The sequence below is a fragment of the Aquitalea sp. FG25 genome (assembly GCF_057809375.1).
On record NZ_JBMDJV010000019.1, the window covers coordinates 1 to 23364 of the forward strand.

At 54.7% G+C, this 23364-nt stretch carries 20 protein-coding genes and 3 tRNA genes; 15 read left to right on the plus strand and 8 right to left on the minus strand.

Translation table 11 applies throughout. From position 1 onward, the window contains the following. Window positions 1-273 precede the first annotated feature (273 nt). Together ACODR9_RS16560 and tilS are read left to right on the plus strand one after the other, a co-directional pair. Entirely contained in the window at window positions 274-1239 is a 966-nt protein-coding gene (locus ACODR9_RS16560; protein WP_488810508.1) for an acetyl-CoA carboxylase carboxyltransferase subunit alpha, read from the plus strand. After that, entirely contained in the window at window positions 1229-2539 is a 1311-nt protein-coding gene (gene tilS / locus ACODR9_RS16565; protein ID WP_488810509.1) for a tRNA lysidine(34) synthetase TilS, read from the plus strand. The genes ACODR9_RS16560 and tilS overlap by 11 nt, the downstream gene beginning before the upstream one ends. 51 nt (window positions 2540-2590) lie before the next feature. Here tilS and ACODR9_RS16570 read toward each other — a convergent pair whose 3' ends face one another. After that, the gene (locus ACODR9_RS16570; protein ID WP_488810510.1) at window positions 2591-3280 is read right to left on the minus strand and encodes a Bax inhibitor-1 family protein; all 690 of its coding nucleotides are present in this window, start codon (window positions 3278-3280) and stop codon (window positions 2591-2593) included. A gap of 171 nt (window positions 3281-3451) precedes the next feature. Between ACODR9_RS16570 and ACODR9_RS16575 the strand changes: the two genes are divergently transcribed. The 9 genes from ACODR9_RS16575 to ACODR9_RS16615 all read left to right on the plus strand — a co-directional run bounded on the left by ACODR9_RS16575 (window position 3452) and on the right by ACODR9_RS16615 (window position 12384). Then, window positions 3452-3536 (plus strand) — tRNA-Leu (locus ACODR9_RS16575). A gap of 460 nt (window positions 3537-3996) precedes the next feature. Beyond that, complete coding sequence (tig, locus tag ACODR9_RS16580) at window positions 3997-5304, plus strand: trigger factor (protein WP_488810511.1); 1308 nt, start codon at window positions 3997-3999, stop codon at window positions 5302-5304. A 24-nt stretch (window positions 5305-5328) separates the two neighbouring features. Next, window positions 5329-5961 (plus strand): ATP-dependent Clp endopeptidase proteolytic subunit ClpP, encoded by a 633-nt coding sequence (gene clpP, locus ACODR9_RS16585; protein ID WP_103524872.1) that lies wholly within the window; start codon window positions 5329-5331, stop codon window positions 5959-5961. A 16-nt stretch (window positions 5962-5977) separates the two neighbouring features. Continuing rightward, on the plus strand, window positions 5978-7258 hold the full coding sequence (gene clpX, locus ACODR9_RS16590; RefSeq protein ID WP_488810512.1) for an ATP-dependent Clp protease ATP-binding subunit ClpX: 1281 nt from the start codon (window positions 5978-5980) through the stop codon (window positions 7256-7258). A 143-nt stretch (window positions 7259-7401) separates the two neighbouring features. Beyond that, window positions 7402-9816 (plus strand): endopeptidase La, encoded by a 2415-nt coding sequence (gene lon, locus ACODR9_RS16595; protein WP_488810513.1) that lies wholly within the window; start codon window positions 7402-7404, stop codon window positions 9814-9816. 176 nt (window positions 9817-9992) lie between these two features. Then, complete coding sequence (locus ACODR9_RS16600; protein WP_043572292.1) at window positions 9993-10262, plus strand: HU family DNA-binding protein; 270 nt, start codon at window positions 9993-9995, stop codon at window positions 10260-10262. A 42-nt stretch (window positions 10263-10304) separates the two neighbouring features. Further along, a tRNA-Val gene (locus ACODR9_RS16605) sits at window positions 10305-10380 on the plus strand. 5 nt (window positions 10381-10385) lie between these two features. After that, window positions 10386-10462: transfer RNA gene (locus ACODR9_RS16610), tRNA-Asp, on the plus strand. Window positions 10463-10539: 77 nt separating this feature from the next. Then, a complete protein-coding gene (locus ACODR9_RS16615; RefSeq protein ID WP_488810514.1) occupies window positions 10540-12384 on the plus strand; it encodes a SurA N-terminal domain-containing protein in 1845 nt (614 codons plus the stop codon). A gap of 104 nt (window positions 12385-12488) precedes the next feature. Here ACODR9_RS16615 and sodB read toward each other — a convergent pair whose 3' ends face one another. Continuing rightward, entirely contained in the window at window positions 12489-13070 is a 582-nt protein-coding gene (gene sodB / locus ACODR9_RS16620; protein WP_488810515.1) for a superoxide dismutase [Fe], read from the minus strand. 129 nt (window positions 13071-13199) lie between these two features. On the opposite strand from sodB, the gene ACODR9_RS16625 reads away from it, so the two are divergent. The 4 genes from ACODR9_RS16625 to ACODR9_RS16640 all read left to right on the plus strand — a co-directional run bounded on the left by ACODR9_RS16625 (window position 13200) and on the right by ACODR9_RS16640 (window position 16824). Then, entirely contained in the window at window positions 13200-14381 is a 1182-nt protein-coding gene (locus ACODR9_RS16625) for a BaiN/RdsA family NAD(P)/FAD-dependent oxidoreductase (protein WP_488810516.1), read from the plus strand. Between the two features lie 52 nt (window positions 14382-14433). Continuing rightward, on the plus strand, window positions 14434-15843 hold the full coding sequence (dnaB, locus tag ACODR9_RS16630; RefSeq protein WP_488810517.1) for a replicative DNA helicase: 1410 nt from the start codon (window positions 14434-14436) through the stop codon (window positions 15841-15843). A 64-nt stretch (window positions 15844-15907) separates the two neighbouring features. Next, entirely contained in the window at window positions 15908-16216 is a 309-nt protein-coding gene (locus ACODR9_RS16635) for a (2Fe-2S) ferredoxin domain-containing protein (protein WP_488810518.1), read from the plus strand. Next, window positions 16216-16824: an alpha/beta hydrolase gene (locus ACODR9_RS16640; RefSeq protein WP_488810519.1), complete on the plus strand. Its 609-nt coding sequence runs from the start codon at window positions 16216-16218 to the stop codon at window positions 16822-16824. The genes ACODR9_RS16635 and ACODR9_RS16640 overlap by 1 nt, the downstream gene beginning before the upstream one ends. A gap of 60 nt (window positions 16825-16884) precedes the next feature. Here ACODR9_RS16640 and rnk read toward each other — a convergent pair whose 3' ends face one another. The 6 genes from rnk to dinG all read right to left on the minus strand — a co-directional run bounded on the left by rnk (window position 16885) and on the right by dinG (window position 23211). Next, window positions 16885-17295: a nucleoside diphosphate kinase regulator gene (gene rnk, locus ACODR9_RS16645; RefSeq protein WP_488810520.1), complete on the minus strand. Its 411-nt coding sequence runs from the start codon at window positions 17293-17295 to the stop codon at window positions 16885-16887. Window positions 17296-17410: 115 nt separating this feature from the next. After that, on the minus strand, window positions 17411-18265 hold the full coding sequence (locus tag ACODR9_RS16650) for a flagellin N-terminal helical domain-containing protein (RefSeq protein ID WP_488810521.1): 855 nt from the start codon (window positions 18263-18265) through the stop codon (window positions 17411-17413). 124 nt (window positions 18266-18389) lie between these two features. Then, a complete protein-coding gene (gene map / locus ACODR9_RS16655) occupies window positions 18390-19187 on the minus strand; it encodes a type I methionyl aminopeptidase (protein WP_488810522.1) in 798 nt (265 codons plus the stop codon). A 107-nt stretch (window positions 19188-19294) separates the two neighbouring features. Further along, entirely contained in the window at window positions 19295-20476 is a 1182-nt protein-coding gene (locus ACODR9_RS16660) for a porin (RefSeq protein WP_488810523.1), read from the minus strand. 167 nt (window positions 20477-20643) lie between these two features. Continuing rightward, entirely contained in the window at window positions 20644-20958 is a 315-nt protein-coding gene (locus tag ACODR9_RS16665; protein ID WP_089085335.1) for a DUF3579 domain-containing protein, read from the minus strand. A 126-nt stretch (window positions 20959-21084) separates the two neighbouring features. Further along, window positions 21085-23211, minus strand: a complete 2127-nt coding sequence (dinG, locus tag ACODR9_RS16670) for an ATP-dependent DNA helicase DinG (protein WP_488810524.1) — start codon at window positions 23209-23211, stop codon at window positions 21085-21087. Window positions 23212-23364: the final 153 nt, after the last annotated feature.

Sequence of the window (23364 nt, forward strand, 5' to 3'; positions counted from 1 at the left end):
AACCGCCGACATTCTGCTTGTAAGGCAGACGCTCTACCAACTGAGCTAAACGCCCTGAAATCTTTTCGCTGTCTGCGTTTGCGTCTCAGCGAGGAGGCGAATTAAAGCACAGCCGAAAAGTCAGCGCAAGAGGGAGGTTTCACTTTTTTGCATAAACCCAGGAATAATCAAACCGCCAGCTTATGCCGAATGAATTTTGTCAGACAGGGGCGTGACGGATTCTTTTGCACTCATGTATGATTGCCCGATTCGCTTAATCGGATGATGTGCATAATGAAGCCGACCTTTCTCGATTTTGAGCAGCCTATCGCCGAGCTCGAGAACAAGATAGAAGAGCTGCGATTCGTGCAGGACGATTCCGTACTGGATATCTCCGAAGAAATCGCACGCCTGCAAAAGAAGAGTCTGGAACTGACCAAGACTCTATATGCCAAACTGTCCCCCTCGCAGATCTCCCAGGTGGCACGCCACCCGCAGCGTCCGTATACACTGGACTACCTGCGCAGCATCTTCACTGATTTTGAAGAGCTGCATGGTGATCGCGCGTTTGCTGATGATCCGGCAATCGTGGGGGGGCTCGCCCGGTTCAATGGCCAGCCTGTCATGGTGATTGGTCATCAGAAGGGCCGCGATACCAAGGAAAAAATTTATCGCAATTTCGGCATGCCGCGCCCGGAAGGCTATCGCAAGGCATTGCGCTTGATGAAGCTGGCCGAAAAGTTTGGCATTCCCATTGTTACCTTTATTGATACGCCGGGTGCTTACCCGGGCATCGGTGCCGAAGAGCGTGGTCAGTCCGAAGCGATTGGCCGCAATCTATACGAGATGACGCGCCTGCGAGTGCCTATCATCTGTACCGTTATCGGTGAGGGTGGTTCTGGTGGTGCCTTGGCTATTGCTGTTGGTGATCAGGTCAATATGCTGCAGTACTCAACTTACTCAGTGATATCTCCGGAAGGTTGTGCGTCAATCTTGTGGAAAACCGCTGAGCGTGCGTCGGAGGCGGCAGAGGCGCTGGGCATCACGGCCAATCGTCTAAAAACGCTGGGTCTGATTGATCGGGTGATCAACGAACCGGTCGGCGGGGCCCATCGCGATCACGCGCAGATGATGAATGCCATGAAACGTGTCATTCAGGAACAATTGAAGGACTTTGCCAATCGGCCGATTGACGCGCTACTCAAGGAGCGTTTCGATCGCCTGATGAGTTATGGGCGTTTCAAGGAAGATGCAGCCTGATCTGCTGAATGAGCTGTTAGCCTGCTGGCCGGACAAATTGTCCGGCCTTTCTGCTTTTGAAGTAGGGTTGAGTGGCGGGCTCGACTCCATGGTGCTGTTGTCGTTGCTGGTGCGGGCAAGGCAGCATCGGCCGCAACTGCAGATATCTGCCGTTCATGTGCATCACGGTCTCAGTGATTTTGCCGAAGAGTGGGTGCGCCATTGTCAGGCCGTGTGTGCTGAGTGGGAGGTGCCGCTGCGGGTGGTGCGGGTGCATGTTGATCGAGCAGCAGCGGAAGGTGTCGAGGCCAATGCGCGCAAGCTACGGTATGAGGCATATGCACAGTCGACAGCAGATGTCCTGGTGCTGGCACAGCACCAGGATGATCAATCTGAAACCGTCATGCTACAGCTTTTGCGCGGTGGAGGTGTAAGGGCGCTCTCAGGAATGCCAATCTGCCGCTCATTGGCAGGCTTGGCTTTGTGGCGTCCCTTGTTGTCACGCACCCGGCAGCAACTAGAGCACTATGCAGCACAGCATCAGTTGTCTTGGGTGAGCGACGACAGCAATGCCGATATTCACTACCGACGCAATATGCTGCGCCATTGCATCATGCCGGTACTGGCGGAGCATGTGCCTGACTATCGACAGCATATTGCGCGCACAGCCTGGCATATGAGCCAGGCATCGAGCCTGATCGAAGAAGTAGTGGCTGCGGATCTGGAGCGGGGTAGAAAAGGTCATGGTTTTGACGTGGCCAGTCTATTGGCCCTGTCGGAGGTGCGGCAGGGATTTGTTTTGCTTGCTTGGCTACGAGAGCGTGGTGTCGTTGCGTTATCCCCGGAGCGTGCGCAGGAATTTCTGCGTCAGTTGCGGGGGGCTGGTGTGGCAAGTCAGCCAAGCCTGATGGTGGGTGATGTGGCAGTGCTGCGTTACCGGGGCGTCTTGCATGCTGTTCGCGTGCTGCGTGATGTGTGTGTGCCGAATGATGTACCTGTGTTCTCTGGCGAGTCGGCAGAGCAGTTCTTTCCTGATTGGGGGGGGCGTTTGCGCTGGGTGCGCAGCGGAGGCATCGCGCCGGAAGTACTGGCGGAGGGTGTTTGTTTGTCGCCAAGGCGGGGAGGGGAGCTGCTGCCGCAGCAGGTAGGGCGAAAGCAGGTCAAGAAATTGTTGCAGGAGTTTGGTATCCCACCGCTGCTGCGCAAGCAGTGGCCTTTGCTGCTTGATGGTGCGGGAAAATTACTTGCGCTACCTGGCGTGGCGGTTTCCAGCGATTGCTATGACCCTGCCGGTTACTGGCCTGAGTGGTTGCCAGATTAATAAAAAAGCGCCTTGTATCAAGGCGCTTTTTGCTGGGAAAGATGAAGTTGCTTAGTCGCGATCACCGCTCAGTGCCAGTAGCAACTGTAGCAAGCTGGTGAATAGATTGTAGATGCTGATGTAGATTGAGAGTGCGGCCGAGACATAGCTGGATTCGCCGCCATCGACAACAACCTTTACCTGCCACAGAATCATCAGCGAGCTAAACAGGGCAAATGCAGCGGCAATGGCCAGTTGAACCCCGGGCATCTGCAGGAAGATGTTGGCGACAACAGCCACCATCAGGACAATGGCACCCACCGTCAGAAAGCTACCCAAAGCCGATAGATCACGTTTGGTTGTGCTGGCAATGCCGGCCATTACGATGAATACCAATGCGGTGGCTGCGCCGGCAGTCATGATTAGCTGGCCACCATTGCTGAAGCGCAAGGCAAATTGCAGCAATGGTCCCAGCAGCAAGCCCATCATGAAGGTGAAGCCGAGCATCAGGAAAACACCAAGCGAGTTATTGCGATTTTTTTCAATCGCAAAAACCAAACCATAAAATACGGCCATGATGGCCAGCATGCCCATGATGGGGCTGGCAGCCATGAAGGCAAAATTCAGGTGTGTGCCAATGAGTGCGCCCATCACGGTGGGAATCATCGAAAGACCGAGCAGGCCGTAGGTATTGCGCAAAACTTTATTCCGCGCAAGGCTGGAAGTGCTGGCCTGATATGTATTGTGCAGGTCTGGTTGCATGCTGCCCTCTTTCCTGGTGTTGTATGTGCCATTCAAACAGCTGGCATGAAAATGAAGTGCCAGCATTGTGACATGAAACCATACCAATAGTTCATTGAGAAGCGCTTGAAAGATGAACTGGCCTAGGGTATAGTGCGCCTCTTCGTCTGTGGCATTCACTGCCCTGACAGTGCGAGCGTGGCGGAATTGGTAGACGCACTGGATTTAGGTTCCAGCGCTGTAAGGCGTGAGAGTTCGAGTCTCTCCGCTCGCACCACATCATCAGTTTCTTCAGTATTTTCTGCAAGTAATCATTTTCCTTGGTTTTATCCACATCCAGCACCCGCGTATTTTTCAATAAACAGAGTTGCGGCGCTGTGATGTAGGCAAGGTGCTGCAAATTATCCATTCGGGCTGGGTGATCAAGAGCATTGCGTAGACAGCTCTGCATTCTTTCGCGCGCCGGGTGGCGGTGTTTGAAGTGCGCTGAGCGGCTGGCTTTTGGGCTACTATTCGCCTGCATACAAAGACAGGCTGCATGCTATACTGCGCGTTTTCGCAATGGGATGCGGGCCTGATCGTTCGCTGCGCAAATGCAGCAAGGCTTGCACTTGTAGCCGGGGCTTGTGGCCCCATATAGAGCCGAAGCCTCCCAAGGGTTTCACCTGTTTTCCAAAATACGAAATGTTCGCGCAAAGGCCGAACTCGTATTCAGATGACTAGTTTAAGGATTGAACATGCAAGTACAACTGGAAACGTTGAGCAATCTTGAGCGCCGCATGAACATCGCTCTGCCGATGGCTGCTATTGATGCCCAAGTGACTGAGCGCCTGAAGCGCGTGGCACGTACTGCCAAGATTCAAGGTTTCCGCCCGGGCAAGGCTCCGCTGAAAATCGTTGAAGCCAATTACGGTGCCCAGGTGCGTGAAGAAGTGTTGGGCGAGCAGGTTCAGCAAGGTTTTTATAGCGCAGTGAGCGAGCAGAAGCTGCGCGTTGCCGGCTATCCGCGCTTTGAGCCGGTAGCTGCAGAGGGTGATGTAGAGAACTTCAAGTTTGCTGCTACTTTCGAGGTTTATCCGGAAGTTAAGGTTGGTGAACTGGCCGGCAAAGAAATCAAGAAGCCGTCCACCCCGGTTAGCGATGTTGAAATCGACAAGACCATCGATATTCTGCGCAAGCAACGTACCCGCTACAACCGCGTTGAACGTGCTGCCGCCGAAGGCGATCGTGTGATCATCGACTTCAAGGGCAGCATCGATGGCGTGCTGTTCGATGGCGGTTCTTCCGAGAACTTCCCTTTTGTCATTGGTCAAGGCCAGATGCTGGCTGACTTCGAAGCTGGTGTGACCGGCATGAAGGAAGACGAAGTCAAGAACGTGGAAGTGTCTTTCCCGGCTGACTATCATGGCAAGGACGTTGCCGGCAAAACTGCCGTCTTCGAAATTACCGTGAAGAATGTTGCTGAAGCCACCCTGCCGGAAGTGAACGAAGAGTTCGCCAAGCTGCTGGGTATTGCTGATGGCGACGTGGAAAAGATGCGCGCTGAAATTCGCAAGAATGTTGAGCGTGAAGTTAAGCGTCGTCTGCAGGCTCGCACCAAGGAAGCTGTGATGCAAGCCCTGCTGGATGCCACTGAAATCACCCTGCCGAAGGCGCTGGTTCAGCTGGAAATCGGTCGTCTGATCGAGCAGGCGCAACGTGACATGCAACAACGTGGCATGAACGTAAAAGACATGCCTTTCCCGCCGGAACTGTTTGCCCAGCAAGCAGAGCGTCGCGTGGCACTGGGCCTGATCCTGGCTGAAGTGGTAGAAGCTAACAAGTTGGAAGCCAAGCCGGAACAGGTGAAGGCCATGATCGAAGAGTTTGCTGACAGCTACGAGCATCCGGAGGAAGTACTGACCTGGTACTACGCCAGCGCTGATCGCCTGGAAGGCCCGACCTCCATGGTGCTGGAAGACAATGTAGTGGAATTCGTTCTGTCCAAGGCCAAGGTTGAGGTAGAAGAATTGTCCTTTGATGCCCTGATGGGTAGCAACGCCTGATAACGACACAAACGGAGTTGGTCGATGAAATCGATGATTGAACCGCAAGGGCTGGGCCTGGTGCCCATGGTAGTGGAGCAGAGTGGTCGTGGCGAGCGCGCTTATGACATCTACTCGCGACTGCTGAAGGAGCGTATCGTGTTCCTGGTAGGGCCCGTCACCGACGAATCGGCCAACCTGGTTGTGGCGCAGATGCTGTTTCTTGAGTCGGAAAATCCGGACAAGGACATCTACTTCTACATCAATTCGCCGGGTGGTTCGATTACGGCAGGCATGTCCATCTACGACACGATGAATTTCATCAAGCCGGACATTTCCACGCTGTGTATCGGTCAGGCGGCCAGTATGGGTGCCTTCCTGTTGTCGGCAGGTACGCAAGGCAAACGCTTTGCCCTGACCAATAGCCGTGTAATGATTCATCAGCCCTTGCTGTATGGCGGTGGTCTGAGTGGTCAGGTGACCGATATTGAAATCCATGCCCGCGAGCTGGTGAAGGTAAAAGGCAAGATGAACGAGCTGCTGGCCAAGCATTCCGGCCAGACCATGGAGCGTCTGCAGGCCGATACCGAGCGCGACAATTTCATGTCCGCCGAGGAAGCCCGCGAGTACGGTCTGATTGATAAAGTGCTGACCTCCCGCAAGGATGTTACGGCGTAAGCAGTGGAACTAGCTAATGGCTGATAAAAACAGCAACGAAAAACTTCTGTATTGCTCTTTCTGCGGCAAGAGCCAGCATGAAGTCCAGCGTCTGATCGCCGGCCCCCAAGTCTTCATCTGCAATGAATGCGTCGAGCTTTGCAACGACATCATTCGCGAGGAGCTGGAAAAGGTGGTGGGCGAAATCGGTGACGCAGCCGCTACTGTGACGACTTTGCCGACTCCTCAGGAAATCCGAGCCGACCTGGATCAATACATCATCGGTCAGGATTTTGCCAAGAAGACCTTGTCTGTTGCCGTGTACAACCATTACAAGCGTCTGTACACACCGGCAAGCGATAAGGATGAGGTCGAGCTTGCAAAGAGTAATATCCTGTTGGTGGGGCCGACCGGTTCAGGCAAGACTTTGCTGGCACAGTCGCTCGCTCGCCTGCTGGATGTGCCGTTCGTGATCGCAGATGCCACCACGCTGACGGAAGCCGGTTATGTGGGTGAGGATGTCGAACACATCATCCAGAAGCTGCTGCAAAAGTGCGACTACGATGTGGAGAAGGCCCAGCGTGGCATTGTCTATATCGATGAGATCGACAAGATTTCACGCAAGTCGGAAAACCCGTCCATTACCCGTGATGTATCGGGTGAGGGGGTGCAGCAGGCCTTGCTGAAGCTGATTGAAGGTACGGTTGCTTCCATTCCGCCACAAGGCGGGCGTAAGCACCCCAATCAGGAGTTCATCCAGGTTGACACCACCAATATCTTGTTCATCTGTGGCGGTGCATTCGATGGTCTGGAAAAGATCATCCGTCGTCGCTCGGAAAAGGGTGGTATCGGTTTTGGTGCGGAAGTCAGCTCGCGTGACGACAGCAAGTCCACCTCGGCGCTGTTCAAGGAAGCCGAGCCGGAGGATTTGATCCGTTTCGGCTTGATTCCGGAATTGATTGGCCGTTTGCCGGTGGTGGCAACGCTGGAGGAGCTGGATGAGGAAGCGATGGTTACCATTCTGACTCAACCCAGAAATGCACTGATCAAGCAGTATCAGCGTCTGTTCCGCATGGAAAATGTTGAGCTGGAAGTGCGTCCTTCAGCATTGCGTGTCATTGCCAAGCAGGCACTGGTCCGTAAGACCGGTGCGCGTGGTCTGCGCTCCATTATCGAACGTGTGCTGTTGGATACCATGTACGAACTGCCGTCCATGGAAAATGTGGAAAAAGTCGTGGTAGATGAAAAGGTTATCGAAAAGGGTGAAAAGCCTCTGTTCATCTATCGCGACAAGGATGAGCAGGTTCAGTCCGCCTGAGTTAATTCAGGATTAGGAAAAGCCGCCCGCCATGGGCGGTTTTCTTTTGTAATGTCGCCAAACTGATTTAGTATGGGGTGTTGATTTTCAGCATGACTGCCCCATCTTTCATGCAATGTTTCACGTACGCAAGGTTAGGTGATATGCCCCAACCCGCAGAACTCCGCGAAGAAACCACACTGCCGCTGCTTCCGCTTCGGGATGTGGTTGTTTTCCCTCATATGGTCATCCCACTGTTTGTCGGCAGGGCCAAGTCTATCCGTGCGCTGGAAAGTGCCATGGACGAAGGCAAGCAGGTGTTGCTGGTAGCCCAGCGCTCTGCCTCCAAGGACGAACCGGAAGCGGATGATCTTTACAGCGTCGGCACGATTGCCTCTGTGCTGCAAATGCTCAAACTCCCGGATGGCACGGTCAAAGTGCTGGTCGAGGGGCGTCAGCGTGCGCAGATCAGCCGGGTCGAAGAGGATGGTGGTTGCTTTGTCGGCACCATCACGCCGTTGGCAGCTGATGGTGAAGATTCGACCGAATCCGAGGCCATGCGCCGTGCCTTGCTCGCGCAGTTTGAGCAGTATGTCAAACTTAACAAGAAAATTCCGCCTGAGGTAATGACTTCTCTGGCTGGTATTGAGCGCGCCGGCCGCATGGCGGATACCATCGTGGCACATCTGCCGCTCAAGCTTGAGCAGAAGCAGGAAGTGCTGGAGATGTTTGATGTGCGCGCACGGCTGGAGCATCTGCTGTCCCAGCTGGAAGGCGAGATCGACATCTTGCAGGTGGAAAAGCGCATCCGTGGCCGCGTCAAACGCCAGATGGAAAAGAGCCAGCGCGAGTACTATCTGAACGAGCAGGTTAAGGCCATCCAGAAAGAACTGGGTGATATGGATGAAGTCAGCGATCTTGACGATCTTGAAAAGAAGATTCGCCTGGCTGGCATGCCCAAGGAAGCCAAGGATAAAGTCAGTGCTGAGCTGAAAAAGCTCAAGATGATGTCGCCCATGTCGGCAGAAGCCACTGTGGTGCGCAACTACATTGACACCTTGCTTGAACTGCCTTGGAAGAAGAAGACCAAGATCAACAAGGATGTAGCCAATGCCGAGTCGGTGCTGGACGAGGATCACTTTGGTCTGGAAAAGGTCAAAGAACGCATTCTTGAGTACCTGGCGGTGCAGCAGCGAGTAGACAAGCTCAAAGCGCCCATTCTGTGCTTGGTAGGGCCTCCAGGGGTGGGTAAGACCTCGCTGGGGCAGTCCATTGCTCGCGCAACAAATCGCAAGTTTGTGCGTATGGCCTTGGGCGGTGTACGGGATGAGTCCGAGATTCGTGGTCATCGCCGCACTTATATTGGCTCCATGCCGGGTAAGGTGCTGCAGAACATGAGCAAGGTTGGGGTGAAAAACCCACTGTTCCTGCTGGATGAGGTAGACAAGATGGGCGCTGATTTCCGTGGCGATCCTTCATCTGCCTTGCTGGAAGTACTGGATCCGGAGCAGAATCACTCCTTTGTCGATCATTACGCCGAAGTTGAGTATGACTTGTCGGACGTGATGTTTGTGGCAACAGCCAATTCGCTGAACATTCCGCATGCTTTGCTGGATCGGATGGAAATCATCCGCCTGGCCGGCTACACCGAGGATGAAAAGGTCAATATTGCGCTGAAGTATCTGGTGCCCAAGCAAATCAAGGCCAATGGTGTACAGGAAGGCGAGCTGGTGCTGCAGGAAAGTGCTTTGCGCGATATCGTGCGTTACTACACCCGTGAAGCTGGTGTGCGCAGCCTGGACCGCGAAATTGCCAAGATCTGCCGCAAGGTGGTGACAGGTGCTTTGCTGGGCAAAAGCAAGGCGGCCAAGGTTACGGTAAATGCCAAGAATCTGGACAAGTACCTGGGTGTACACCGGTTTGATTATGGCGTGGCTGAACAGGAAAATCGTATTGGTCAGGTGACTGGTCTTGCCTGGACTGAAGTTGGTGGTGAGCTGCTGACCATCGAGGCGGTTTCGTTGCCTGGCAAGGGCAATATTGTGCGAACCGGCCAGTTGGGTGAAGTAATGCAGGAGTCCATCACTGCGGCGATGAGTGTGGTGCGCAGTCGTTCGCGTACTTTGGGTATCAAACCGGATTTTCATGAAAAACATGACATGCACATTCATGTGCCTGAAGGTGCAACACCAAAGGATGGCCCGAGTGCAGGCATTGCAATGACAACCGCAATTGTTTCCGTTCTGGCTGGAATTCCGGTACGCTCTGATGTTGCCATGACCGGCGAGATTACCTTGCGCGGTGAAGTATTGCCCATTGGTGGGCTAAAGGAAAAACTGCTTGCTGCACATCGTGGCGGGATCAAGCATGTGCTGATTCCACATGGCAATGCCAAGGACTTGGTGGATATTCCTGCCAACATCAAGCAGAAGCTGGAAATTCATCCTGTTAAGTGGATCGACGAGGTGTTGGCCCTGGCGCTGGAGCGTCAGCCCGAGCCCTTGCCTGAAGAAGCGAAGCCGGACGAGTTGCACCCCGCACCGGAAGGTGCGTCCGGTGTATCCGTAATGACGCATTAAAAATCAGTATGTTGCAGCCGTAGTTAAATTACCGGGCCGCTTGTGCTTTCCAGACGGGCTTGTCAAATGGCAATATTCCGCTGGAAGGCGCTTGACACAAGGATTTTGACCTTGCTATAAAGCAAGCGGTTTTTATCCGAATTACGTAGACCGAAGAACGACGAAAGGGGACTTACGTGAACAAGTCTGAACTGATTGATGCAATCGCCGCTGAAGCTGATATTTCCAAAGCTGCAGCTGCCAAGGCACTGGATGGTATGGTTGCCGCTGTTACCGACGCCCTGAAAAAAGGCGACACCGTGACTCTGGTAGGTTTTGGCACTTTCTATGTTGGCGAGCGTGCTGAACGCAGCGGTCGCAACCCGAAAACCGGCGAAACCATCAAGATCCCGGCTGCACGTTCTCCGAAGTTCCGTGCTGGCAAAGCACTGAAAGACGCGCTATAATCTGCAACCTTGTCGTTAGCAATAGCGGCAAGGTTTTATAGCGGGCGTTTAGCTCAGTTGGTAGAGCGTCTGCCTTACAAGCAGGATGTCGGCGGTTCGACTCCGTCAACGCCCACCAAGTTTGGAGTGGTAGTTCAGTTGGTTAGAATACCGGCCTGTCACGCCGGGGGTCGCGGGTTCGAGTCCCGTCCACTCCGCCAGAATCTACAGAAAAGGTGAACGTATTCAGTCGTTCACCTTTTTTTTTACCAATGGGATGGCTTGCGCCGATATCGCCATGTTCGATTTTGTTCAAAATAATAAAATTGCCATTCAAGTCATTCTGGGTGCGGTAGCGCTGACCTTTGTTGGCTTTGGCGTTGGAAGTTACACCTCCGCCGTGGATGATCCCTATCTGGTTAAGGTGGGTTCGGCCAAGATTTACAAGCGTGATCTGGATAGGATTCTGGAGGGGCAGCCCTCAGATGCTGCCACTCGCCAGCAGGCATTGGATGACTTGATTCGTCAGGATCTGTTGCTTGCAGCAGCCCAAGACGGTGGTGCAACGGTTAGCCCCGAGCAATTGCGCAAGGTAATTGCCGGTATTGCCGAACTGCAGGATAACGGCCAGTTCAGTGCAACACGCTACAAGGAATTCCTGGCTGCCCGCAATATGTCCCCTGAGGCTTTTGAAGCCAAGATTGGTCGTGACATTCTGTTGCAAAGCCAGATCAATAATTTTGCCGGTACCGGTTTTGTTTCCCGCAGCATGGTGGAGCGCATGGGGGGGCTGATGGCACAAGAGCGTCAGGTTCGTCTGCTGCTACTGAAACCGGCTGACTTTGCATCCCAAGTAAAGACGGATGATGCCGCGCTGAAGGCTTTTTATGATGCCAATGCCAAGCGCTTCCGCACTGCCGAGTCTGTGAAGCTTGATTATGTAGTGTTATCGCCGCAGGCTGTGGCTGCTGGTTTGTCGGTGAGTGATGCCGAGATCAAGCAATACTATGAGCAGCACAAGGCGGATCTGGCAGGTGAGGAGCGTCGTGCTTCGCATATTCTGCTGACAGTTCCCAAGGATGCCAAGCCGGCTGACAAGGCCAAGATCAAGGCCGAAGCTGACGCCTTGCTCAAGCAGCTGCGTGCCGATCCGACCAAGTTTGCTGAGTTGGCCAAGGCAAAGTCGCAAGATCCCGGTTCGGCTGCCAATGGTGGTGATCTGGGTTTCTTTGCTCGTGGAGCGATGGTCAAGCCGTTTGATGATGTGGTGTTCCGCATGCAGCCAGGCAAGATCAGCGAAGTGGTGGAAACGGAGTACGGTTATCACATCATCAAGCTGGATGAGGTGAAACAGCCCGACTTGGCTGCTGTCAAGGCCGCAGTAGAGGCCAAGCTGAAGCAACAGAAGGCTGCAGGGCAGTTGCGTAGCATGGCGGACAAGTTGGCTGAAGTGGCTTATCAACAGGCTGATTCGCTCAAGGGGGTTCAAGATGCCCTCAAGCTTGAAATCAAGCATTCTGACTGGTTGTCACGCGACAAGAAGTCCGCCGACCCGGTACTTTCCAATCCCAAGGTACTTGATGCTGCCTTTGGCGATGATGTGCTGAAGAAAAAGCATAACAGCGAGCCGGTTGATATCGGCGGTGGTAGTCTGGTGGTGGTACACGTGGCTGAGCATCAGCCGGAGCGGCAGCAAAAGCTGGATGAAGTGCGTGATGTCATCAAGAGTGAGTTAATTGCCTCGCAAGGTGCCAAACTGGCAGAAAAGCAGGGCCAGGCATTGTTGGCGCAGCTTAAGTCCGGTAAGGGTGCTGATAGCCAGAAGTGGGGCGAGTTGCAGACGGTATCGCGCCGCAATCCTGGTGCCATGGTTCCCGGCGATGTGCGTGCAGTCTTTGCGGCTCAGACCAGTTCGCTTCCTGCTTTTGCGGGCAGCAAGCATGATAATGGCGACTATGCTATTTACCAGATTGCGAATGTTACTGCTGGTGCTGCGGTTAGCGATGAAGAGCGTACGCAATTGGCTGGTGCGATGGTGCAGATGGCGGCACGCAGTCAGTTGGGTAGCTATCTGGAAACACTGCGGCAGAAATACCCGATCAAGATGGGCAAGCAGCAGCTGAGTGATCAGAGCGAACAGTAAGACCATGAAGGGCGAGGCCGGATGGTGGCCTCGCCTGTTTGCAGCGCAGTATTGGCAAGCAATAAAAAAAGGGCCGCAAGGCCCTTTTTTTATCTGGCGATGGCTCAGGCGGCAAAGTTCTTTGCAGCAAAATCCCAGTTCACCAGCTTCCAGAAGCTGTCCAAGTAGTTCGGACGGCTGTTGCGGTAGTCGATGTAGTAAGCGTGTTCCCACACATCACAGGTCAGGACCGGAGTCTTGTCAGTGGTCAACGGGGTGGCAGCGTTGCTGGTGGACACCAGGTCCAGCGAGCCGTCGCTATTCTTCACCAGCCAGGCCCAGCCAGAGCCGAAGGTACCAACGGCGGTCTGGGTAAAGGCTTTTTTGAACTCTTCGAATGAGCCCCACTTGGCGTTGATGGCATCGGCCAGTGCGCCGGTCGGTTCGCCACCGGCATTCGGGGCCAGACCAAACCAGTAGAAAGTGTGGTTCCATACTTGGGCGGCGTTATTGAAGATGCCACCGGAAGATTTCTTCACGATTTCTTCCAGCGAGGCATTTTCAAACTCGGTACCCTTGATCAGGTTGTTCAGGTTGGTGATGTAGGTCTGATGATGCTTGCCGTAGTGGAATTCCAGGGTTTCCTTGGAGATGTGGGGAGCCAGCGCATCCAGTGCGTAAGGCAGTTGCGGCAGTTTGTGTTCCATCATGCTCTCCTTGTTGAGAATTGGGCTTGCGAAATTGCGAAAGCCGTATCTAGCGGATTACTGTAGCAGCAAGTGTACTGGATTCAACACTTGATCGCCAATAGTTGACTAAATAAGTAAAGTAAGAAAATGAATAAGTCATTTGATGTTTTGGTATTGGGCGCTGGCGCTGCCGGCATGATGTGCGCCGCTGTCGCCGCACAGCGGGGGCGCAAGGTATTGTTGCTGGATCATGCAGAAAAGCTGGCAGAGAAAATTCGTATTTCTGGTGGTGGGCGCTGTAATTTCACCAATATCGATGCGCGGCCAGATCGTTATATTTCAGAAAATTCTCATTTTTGTCGTTCCGCGCTGGCCCAATTCGGCCCGCAGGATTTTATAGCCATCGTCGAGCGCCATGGCATTGCCTATCACGAGAAAAAGCTGGGGCAGCTTTTTTGTGATGATTCCAGTCAGCAGATTATCGACATGCTGGATGCAGAGTGCAGTCAGGCTGGGGTGTCCCGGCAAATGGGGGTAAGTATTGACGGGGTGCGTACGGCTGAGGCGGGGGGCTTTGTTGTGGATACCTCGATGGGGTGCTTTGAGGCAGCCTCACTTGTGGTGGCAACTGGTGGCCTGTCCATTCCGCAGATCGGGGCAAGCCCCTTGGGTTATCGCATTGCCGAGCAGTTTGGTCTGCCGGTAACTTCACTCAGTCCTGCATTGGTGCCGCTGACTTTTCATGTCGAAGACGCAGAGGTTTTTGCTCCTCTGGCTGGGGTATCGCTGGATGTGGAGGTGCGTGCAGGCAAGGGGCGCTTCCGTGAGCAGGTGTTGTTCACACATAAGGGTTTGTCCGGCCCGGTCATTCTGCAGATATCCTCTTATTGGGAGCCGGGCATGGAGGTGGTCATCAATCTGCTGCCGGATTGTGATGTGCAGGCATGGTTAGAAGAGCGGCAGGGGAGCGAGCAGCTGGTGAGCAATGCGCTGGCAGAGCTGGGCTGGCCCAAGCGCTTTGCAGAAGCTTGGCTGGCGCGATTGGGGTTCAATGTTCGCCTGAAAGATTTGTCAGCCAAAAAATGTAGCCAGTTGGCGGAGCTGGTACAGCACTGGCGCATCAAGCCCAATGGTACGCAAGGTTACAAGAAGGCTGAGGTGACCCGTGGTGGCGTCTCTACCAAGGCATTGTCATCCAAGACCATGGAGGCGAAGGAGGTGCCGGGTTTGTACTTCATCGGCGAAGTAGTGGATGTCACTGGCTGGCTGGGGGGGTATAACTTTCAGTGGGCGTGGTCATCCGGCTATGTGGCGGGTAAAAACTGCTAGAATTGCCACCTGATTCCCAGCTGTTGCCTGTAGCACATTTCATTGAGTCTCCATGACCGAACAGTACGAAAATTTTGATGGCGCCATGGCGTCTTTGCGCACGCCGCCACACTCGACCGAGGCCGAGCAGTCGGTCCTTGGTGGCCTGATGCTAGACAACGGTGCATTCGACAAGATTGCCGATGTTGTCTCCGAGGCGGATTTTTACCGCCACGATCACAAGCTGATTTTCAAGCACATTGCTCGCCTGGTTGAACTGGGTCGCCCTGCCGACGTGGTGACCGTGTCCGAGGTGTTGGACAAAAATGCCGAGCTGGCTGATGTTGGTGGCCTGTCTTACCTGGCAACACTAGCGCAGAACACGCCATCGGCAGCCAATATCCGCCGCTATGCCGAGATCGTGCGCGAACGTTCCATCATGCGCCAGCTGGCTGTGGTGGGGGCGGAGATTGCCGAGTCGGCCTATGCGCCGCAAGGCCGTGATGCGGCCCAGTTACTGGATGAGGCTGAGGGCAAGGTGTTCCAGATTGCCGAATCGACTGCCAAGTCCAAGCAGGGCTTTCTGGAAATGCCAGGGCTGTTGAAGGAAGTGGTCGAGCGCATTGACATGCTGTATAGCCGTGACAATCCGGACGAAGTAACCGGCATTCCCACTGGTTTTATCGACCTTGATGCCAAGACATCGGGCTTGCAGCCCGGGGACTTGGTGATTGTGGCCGGTCGTCCGTCCATGGGTAAAACTGCCTTCTCGATGAATATCGCCGAGCACGTGGCTGTGGAGGCACATCTGCCGGTGGCAGTCTTTTCCATGGAAATGGGAGGTGCCCAGCTGGTAATGCGTATGCTGGGCTCGGTAGGGCGGCTGGATCAGCATGTATTGCGTACCGGCAAGCTGGGTGATGAAGATTGGCAGAAGCTGACCTACGCCATCGGCAAGCTGTCCGAAGCGCCGATGTATATCGATGAAACCCCGGCGCTGACGGCGCTGGAATTGCGCGCCCGTGCCCGTCGTCTGGCACGCCAGCATGGCGGCAAGCTGGGGTTGATCGTGATCGACTATTTGCAGCTGATGTCCGGTTCAGGCCGTGGTGATAACCGTACTGCCGAACTTGGTGAGATTTCTCGAGGTCTGAAAGGTCTGGCCAAAGAACTGCAGGTACCCGTGATTGCCCTGTCGCAGCTGTCCCGTGCGGTAGAGCAGCGTCCCAACAAGCGACCGATGATGTCCGACCTGCGGGAGTCCGGTGCCATCGAGCAGGATGCTGACATCATCATCTTCATGTACCGCGAAGAATACTACAGCCCGGAAAATGCCGAGGTAAAAGGCATGGCCGAGGCGATTATCGGTAAGCACCGTAATGGCCCGACTGGCGCGGTGCGGCTGGCTTTTGTCGGCAAGCATGCCAAATTTGAAAATGCAGCCACGCTGGGTATCAGCGGCTGGGCGGACAGCGACAGCTAAGATTGTCTGTCTGCTAGAAAGCAAGATGCAGCTGGTGTGTGCATCTGTTCAGGAAAGGAAGATCATGAGCTTTTTCGACAAGCATGTATTCATCTGCTGCAATCAGCGTGCTGCAGGTGAGGATTGCTGCAATAACCATGGCTCCAGCGAGTTGTTGGGCTATATGAAAGATCGCATCAAAGCCTTGGGTCTGGCGGGCGATGGCAAGATCCGCATCAACAAGGCCGGCTGCTTGGGCCGTTGCGACGATGGCCCGGTGATGGTGGTGTATCCGCAAGAGACTTGGTACACCTTTATCGACAAGCAGGATATTGATGAAATCGTGGATGAGCACATGGTGGCCGGACGCATTGTAGAAAGGCTGAAGATCTGATGCTTAAAGCATTGAACAAGATTGCGGTAACTGGCCCGGTAGGCAGTCTGGAAACCATTGTTGTGTTACCCCAGACAGTTGTCACCGGCGTGGCAGTTATCTGCCATCCCAATCCGCTGCAGGGTGGCACCAACACCAATAAGGTGGTGCAAACAACAGCCAAGGCGCTGTCGCAACTGGGTTATGCCTGCTACTGCCCCAATCTGCGTGGGGTGGGGGAGAGTGAGGGAGTGCATGATCACGGCATTGGTGAGGTGGATGATGTACTGGCCGTGATTGCGCATGCGCGTGGCGTGCATGGCGCGTTGCCACTGGCGCTGGCCGGTTTCTCTTTTGGTGGATTCGTTGCCGCACGTACCCGGGCGGTCATCGAGGCCGACAAGCTGCTGTTGCTAGGCGTTGCCGTTGGCAAGTATGAAATTCCCACCCCGCCGGTTCCCGCCGATACGCTGGTGATTCATGGCGAACAGGATGAGGTTATCCCCTTGTCTGCCGTGATGGACTGGGCAAGACCGCAGGATCTGCCGGTACTGGTATTCCCGGGTGCCGGGCATTTTTTCCATGGCAAACTGGTCAAGCTGGGGCAGATGATCCAGCGCTGCTGGTAAATAGCGGGATAATGAATTGAAAAAGGCCGGTCAGTTGACCGGCCTTTTTTGTTGGCGGTATTAGCGATGCAGATCGCCAGCTGCTTCTGGCTGGTAGCTGACAGCAACGACGGTTAAGCGTGTGACCCCTGCCAGTGTGGGCCAGTCAATGGACTGGCCTTCGGCCAGCCCCAGCAGCGCGGCTCCGACGGGGGCCAGTACCGACACTTGCCCGGCGGTGCCATCGGCCTGGTTGGGGTAAACCAGGGTCAACTGCTTTTCTTCGCCTGTTTGTTCAATGCGTACTCGCGCCGTGCTGTTCATGGTGATGATGCCGGCGGGGATTTCTTCTGGCTCGACAACTTCTGCACGTTCCAGCTCTGCTTCCAGTGCGGCCAGTGTTGCCTTGTCCTGTGCGGGAAGCCGTTCCATCCAGGCCGTCAGCCTTTCGTAGTCAAGGCTGGAAACGATGATGGATGGTTGGCTGGGCATGGTTGACTCCTTCATTCAATAAAAAGCACAGGCAGAGAACTTGCCTGTGCGTGCGGTTAAAAATAAAGATGCTGATCTGACTTGGAGTGCGGAGTCGACGGAAAGTTGCCGTGTGCTAACCGAGCAGGCTAAGGGTGCTGCGTTGCGACATATTGGCTTGCGCCTGCACGGCAATGGCCGACTGACCAAGTATCTGCTGCTGTACCAGTTGTGCAGTGGCTGCAGCATAGTCGGTATCGCTAATGCGGCTGTTGGCGGCCTGCGCGTTGAGTGAGGCACTCTGCAGATTACTGATGGCCGTAGCAAACTGATTGCCGGCGGCTCCCATTTGAGTGCGAGAGCTGCTGATGCTTGCCAGATCCGACTGTATCTGTGACTGGGCAGTGATGGCGCTGGCAGGACTGGATATGTCTATGGTGCCGGTTGCGTTCAGATTGCTGTTGTAGCTGTTAAGACCGCCGTTGTTGGGGCTGGCGCTCAGATTGCTGGTGCTGACACCTATCTGATTGCTGCTGTCGGCATTGGGGCCAACCTGAAATTGCAACTGATTATTGCTGCTTAGCAGGGGGGTGCCATTGTATTGCGTATTTTGGACAATGGCTGAGTTGCTTTGGGTGAGCTGGTCTACCTGTTGCTGCAAGGCTTGACGATTGCTGCTGCTGAGCGCGGCGTTTCCAGCTTGAATGGCCAGCTCCTGAATTTGCTGACTATTGCTTTGCAGTTGAGACAGGGCACTATCCGCTGTCTGCACCAGTGATATGCCATCCAGGGCATTGCTGCTGGCCTGGTTATCACCACGGACTTGTGCTTCCAGCGACTGCGACAGCGCTGTGTTTGCCGCATTGACTGCAGCACTGGTGAGCTGAGTGCCGGAGCTTAGTTGGGCTAGGGTCTGCTCAGTGTTTTTGCGTGATTTGTCCAGTTGGGTCTGGGCGTTGAGTGCACCGAGATTGGTGTTGATGCCAAGCATGTGAAACTCGCTTTTAAGCTGTCAGATCATGGGCTTACTATAGATGCCATTCCTCTTCTTAACCACTATTTACACAAAAACACCCGCAATAGGCGGGTGTTTGCTGTGGTATTGCTAACAAAACTTAGCGTGAGGCTGGTTTGGCGGGTGTTCCTGCGGACTGGGTCAGGATTTCATAGCCGGTTTCTGTAACCAGTATGGTGTGTTCCCATTGCGCTGACAGGCTGCGGTCCTTGGTGGCAACGGTCCAGCCATCGCCCATCATCCGCAGGTGGCGCTTGCCCTGGTTGATCATCGGCTCGATGGTGAAGATCATGCCTGCCTGGAGTTCCAGCCCGGTGCCGGGACGGCCGTAGTGCAGTACTTGCGGTTCTTCATGGAAACGCTTGCCGATGCCGTGGCCGCAGAATTCTTGCACCACGCTGTAACCACTGGTTTCGGCGTATTGCTGGATGGCATAGCCGATATCGCCCAGCGTGGCGCCCGGTTTTACCTTCTCGATACCGCGCCACATGCATTCATAGGTGATCTTGCACAGGCGGCGGGCATGTTCGCTGACTTCGCCGACAAAGAACATGCGGCTGGTATCGCCGTGATAACCATCTTTGATCACGGTGATATCGATGTTCATGATGTCGCCGTTTTTCAGTGGCTTGTCATTGGGAATGCCATGGCACACCACGCTGTTGATCGAGGTGCAGATGGACTTGGGATAGGGGTTGTGGCCATCCGGTGCGTAGTTCAGCGGAGCCGGGATGCAGCCTTGCTCATTGACCATATAGTCATGGCACAGCTTGTCGATGGCCTCGGTGGTAACACCGGGTTTGATGAAGGGGGTGATGTAATCCAGTACTTCGGAAGCTAGCTTACCGGCGATACGCATCTTCTCGATATCGGCGGGAGTTTTCAGTTCAACGCTCATTGTGGTGGTCTTGGTGTGTGCGGCAATGTTCCATTCTAGCAAATGATGAAAAAACGGGCATCCCATGGGACGCCCGTTTTCACGTTTGTAGCTAAACAGTGTTCAGCTTAGAACGCTACCTTCAGACCAACACCGAAGGCTTGCGGGTCAACACCGGCTGCCAGTGCGGCAGAAGAGCTACCTACACCGGAAGTGTAGATGGAGGTGTTGGCAAAGTTAGCGTTTTGGGCACTCTTGTTGGTGATCTTGGTGTAGTAGCTGAACAGCTTGGTGGACTTGGACAGGTTGTAGTCAACACCCAGTGCCCATTGGTGAGCCTTGTAGTTGTCTTCAGTACCTGCGGTGGCACCCTTCAGGCGACCCAGCGAGCTGTATTCCAGTTTCAGGGTGGCAGCACCGATATCCTGGCCAACAGACAGGGTCCAGTCATCTTGCTTCAGGTCTGCACCGCCGGTACTCGAACCAAAGCGACCAAATTCGTAGCCAGCACCAACAAAGGTACCGGTAGCAAATTTGTAGCTGGTAGCCAATTTGTAGAAGTCTACATTCTTGCCAGCCCAGTTTGCTGCGGAACCGGAAGCATTGCTTACGCCGCGATCATTCTGGCGATCCCAGCCGGCTGCTACTTGCAAGCCGCCGTTGGTGTAGTTACCTGCCAGGGATACGCGGCTGGTGTTTGTTTGGCCGTTGGTATTGGTTACGGTGCCGTCAGCTTTTACGTTATTCAGGCGAGCTTCATCCACGCCATAAGACAGACCAAACTGGAAACCAGACCAGTTCGGGGAGAAGTAGTGGATGGAGTTTTTCAGGCGGGTTTCTGCACGGCTGTAAACCTGGGTGGAGCCGTTATTTTCGGCAGTGGTATCGCCAAACAGGTTCAGACCGATGTTGGTCAGCGATTTGTAGGCGGAGTCATTCTGACCCAGCAGTACTTTACCGAAGGTGCCGTTATCCAGGCCTACGAAGGTGTTGCGGGTAGCAAACGTGGCGGTTTCGCCCTTGTCGTTGGTGCCGCCTTGTTCGAAGTACTTCAGGCTGCTTTCAACCTGCCAGATGGCCTTGGTGCCATTGCCCAGGTCTTCAGTACCCTTGAAACCGATGCGGGAGTTGTCATCCACAACACGGGTACGGGACTTGTAGTCAGAGGCAGAACCGGCGGTTGCGCCAGTGGCTTTGGTGGATTCAATGCTGCTGCTCAGGAAACCATAAATGGTTACGTCAGCGTGAGCGGCGAACGGAACGGCGAACAGGGTTGCAACCAGTGCGGCTAGGCTTTTCTTGTGCATCATCAGTGCTCCATCAGGGGTTTTATGTTTCGTTATGCGTACTGGCTGTGGCGGAACTCTATGTTTGAGCCGTCCAGGACGTCAGTACTGTCGAAGTTTAACCACAAAATGTGACGCTGATGTTGCAGTAATGATGCAGATCAAGCTTAGATAGACCGGATTTGTTGTTTTTACGCCAAAAACTTATTGGGGTAGATTTCGTCGATCAAGGTTCGACAATCGACAATACGCAAATCATTGTCCTTGGCGAAGTCCATCAGAAACTGGAAAACCTGCGGATCGATCTTTTGCAGCTTCTTGTCGACGGCTACACAGCGTACCCCCTCCAGTAGCATCGGGCGTACATAAGCGTGGTAGGAAAGTTTCTGATCGCCACCGAAAGAGGCCAGAATGCCTGCCAGACGTTCGGCCCAGTCGCTGGGGCGGAAGGTACGGCCTTCGGAGGTGAGTCCCTGGATGACTACTTCATATGGATTGCAAATCATGGTGATGAACCGGGTGTGCTTTTAAGGTGTGGTCTCTGTATTTATCTATAGCAAAGACAGGATTTTTGTTTTGGTCTGTCTTTGTTGCAAGGCAATAGCGGGTTTACCCGCAATTTTACCTGAAAATCAGATGCGCTTGAATGGCGGTAACGAGGCAAGTAGCTTTTTTCCGTAACTTTGTTTCACCAAGCGGTTGTCCAGAATGGTGACGCGGCCATAATCACGTTCGGTGCGGATCAGCCGGCCTACTGCCTGGATCAGCTTGATGGAGGCCTCTGGAACCGTCAGTTCGACAAAAGGGTTGCCGCCGCGCTTTTCTATCCAGCGTGATAAGGTTTTGCCGACCGGGTCATCCGGCATGGCAAATGGCAGCTTGGCGATGATGACGTGCACGCAGCTTTCGCCTGGCAAATCCAGGCCTTCCGAGAAGGAGTCCAGTCCGAAGATCACGCTGGGCTGTCCTTCTTTCAATCGTTGGTGATGGGTCTCCAGTAGCACGCTTTTGGGTATTTCCCCCTGGACCAGTAGTTGGGCGCGCAGGTTCTCTGGCAACTGGGCGGCAACGTCCTGCATTTGCTTGCGTGAGGAAAACAGCACCAGCGTGCCGACAGCTTCGGCAATGTCCACCAGCTTGGGCAGCCATTCGACAATTTCCCTGGTGTGGCCTTGCGGGTCTTTTGGGCTGGCCAGCATCGGTGGCAAGTAGAGTTCACCCTGTTCGGTGAAATTGAATGGTGAATCCAGTGCGACGCAGCTGACCTGTGGCAGCCATTTCAGCCCGGTTTGCGACAGCAGCAGATCAAAAGCACCCAGTGAACGCAGAGTCGCCGATGTCAGTACTGCACCTGCTGCGCGGCGCCACAGGGTGGCCGCCAGGCTGGCAGCGGCACTGACTGGCGAGGCGGAGAAGATGTAGTCGCCCTTGCCCTCGATGCGGCGAGTAATCCATTTGGCAATGGGCGGTGCGTTTTCTTCGGTTTCTTTTTCGAACAGATCCCATACCGCCATCAGCTGCTCGGCACGGCCATTAAGAAAGCCGATGTCTGCGGCGGCTTTGTCGATCTGGGTGGTATCGCTACCTTTTTCCTTGCGCGCCTCGGTCAGTGCGTCGTTCAGGGCTGCCAGGTGCTTGAAGATGGCGCGAGCGGCAATGGCCATATTCCGTGCGGGCTGCTGCAGGCGCTCTGGCAACTGGCCGTCGTCCATCAGCCAGGTGGGTTCCATATTTTCGCTGTTGGCGCTGAGGGACGCTTCGCCGCTGAGCAGCCACAACCATTCATTCAGCGTTTCCATGCAGGCGCTTGCCGCATCCATGGCCTGGGTGGTGATTTCCACCTTGCCAGTCAGGGTTTCTACCCGCGCTGCGGTGGGGGCGACTTTGTCCAGCCAGCCCATGGCTTGGGCTAGCGAGTGTACGGCCGAAAATTGATTGATGGCCTTCTTGGCTAGATGGTGTGCCTCGTCGATACAGTAGTAGCTGTCTTCCGGGGCAGGCAGGATAACGCCGCCACCCATGGAAACATCGGCCAGCATCAAATCATGGTTGGCCACGATGACATCGACGGTTTCCAGCGTATCGCGTGCCAAATAGAAAGGACATTCCGGTCGATTGGGGCAGGCGGCTTTCAGGCAGCCATGGCGATCATTGGTGACGCGACTCCACAGGCTGTCATCGATGATTTCTTTCCAGGTGTCGCGGTCGCCATTCCAGCGGCGGTAGTAAAACTCGTCCGCCATGCTGCGCAGGGCTTCTATCTCGCCGGCCTGCGGCTTGCGGTCCCACAAGGCCAGCATTGGGTCGGGTGCCAGCAACTGGCCCTGGGAGTTTTCGGCGGTCAGTGCATAGATGCGCTGCGGGCACAGGTAGCGGCCACGGCCTTTGGCTAGTGCAAAGGTCAGCGGCAGGCCGCTGTTTTCCACTACGAAGGGCAGGTCGCGGTTAACCAGTTGTTCCTGCAGGGCGACGGTGGCACTGGTGACTACCAGCTTTTTGCCACGCGCTCTTGCCATCACGCCACCGGCCAGCAGATAGGCCAGACTCTTGCCGACGCCGGTTGGGCCTTCAATCACCGCAATGCTTTCACCTTCCCGGCTGGGGTAGGCATCACCCTGTTTATCCAGGCTGCGCGACAGGGCATTGGCGATCTCGGCCAGCATGCGCCGTTGTGCCGCACGTGGGCGGAAGCCGGGCAGGTTGTCGGCAATGGTGCGGTAGTGGTCGCGAATGGCGTCTTTTTCGGCATCGGTCAGCATGGCGCGATTGTACCGCAAGCTGGGGGTGATTTTGGCGCTAAAGCGTCATGGATTTTCGTAGGTGCGCAAATGCTGCTTTGCAAAATGACGACGCACTCAGCTTGTGGCTACGATAGCCAAATTCATCAAGCGTGATCAGCAACGGCGCAACCT

Coding starts and splice junctions, on each gene's coding strand:
- ACODR9_RS16560 (WP_488810508.1), top strand. CDS start 274: ATGAAGCCGACCTTTCTCGATTTTGAGCAGCCTATCGCCGAGCTCGAG.
- tilS (WP_488810509.1), top strand. CDS start 1,229: ATGCAGCCTGATCTGCTGAATGAGCTGTTAGCCTGCTGGCCGGACAAA.
- ACODR9_RS16570 (WP_488810510.1), bottom strand. CDS start 3,280: ATGCAACCAGACCTGCACAATACATATCAGGCCAGCACTTCCAGCCTT.
- tig (WP_488810511.1), top strand. CDS start 3,997: ATGCAAGTACAACTGGAAACGTTGAGCAATCTTGAGCGCCGCATGAAC.
- clpP (WP_103524872.1), top strand. CDS start 5,329: ATGAAATCGATGATTGAACCGCAAGGGCTGGGCCTGGTGCCCATGGTA.
- clpX (WP_488810512.1), top strand. CDS start 5,978: ATGGCTGATAAAAACAGCAACGAAAAACTTCTGTATTGCTCTTTCTGC.
- lon (WP_488810513.1), top strand. CDS start 7,402: ATGCCCCAACCCGCAGAACTCCGCGAAGAAACCACACTGCCGCTGCTT.
- ACODR9_RS16615 (WP_488810514.1), top strand. CDS start 10,540: ATGTTCGATTTTGTTCAAAATAATAAAATTGCCATTCAAGTCATTCTG.
- sodB (WP_488810515.1), bottom strand. CDS start 13,070: ATGGAACACAAACTGCCGCAACTGCCTTACGCACTGGATGCGCTGGCT.
- ACODR9_RS16625 (WP_488810516.1), top strand. CDS start 13,200: ATGAATAAGTCATTTGATGTTTTGGTATTGGGCGCTGGCGCTGCCGGC.
- dnaB (WP_488810517.1), top strand. CDS start 14,434: ATGACCGAACAGTACGAAAATTTTGATGGCGCCATGGCGTCTTTGCGC.
- ACODR9_RS16635 (WP_488810518.1), top strand. CDS start 15,908: ATGAGCTTTTTCGACAAGCATGTATTCATCTGCTGCAATCAGCGTGCT.
- ACODR9_RS16640 (WP_488810519.1), top strand. CDS start 16,216: ATGCTTAAAGCATTGAACAAGATTGCGGTAACTGGCCCGGTAGGCAGT.
- rnk (WP_488810520.1), bottom strand. CDS start 17,295: ATGCCCAGCCAACCATCCATCATCGTTTCCAGCCTTGACTACGAAAGG.
- ACODR9_RS16650 (WP_488810521.1), bottom strand. CDS start 18,265: ATGCTTGGCATCAACACCAATCTCGGTGCACTCAACGCCCAGACCCAA.
- map (WP_488810522.1), bottom strand. CDS start 19,187: ATGAGCGTTGAACTGAAAACTCCCGCCGATATCGAGAAGATGCGTATC.
- ACODR9_RS16660 (WP_488810523.1), bottom strand. CDS start 20,476: ATGATGCACAAGAAAAGCCTAGCCGCACTGGTTGCAACCCTGTTCGCC.
- ACODR9_RS16665 (WP_089085335.1), bottom strand. CDS start 20,958: ATGATTTGCAATCCATATGAAGTAGTCATCCAGGGACTCACCTCCGAA.
- dinG (WP_488810524.1), bottom strand. CDS start 23,211: ATGCTGACCGATGCCGAAAAAGACGCCATTCGCGACCACTACCGCACC.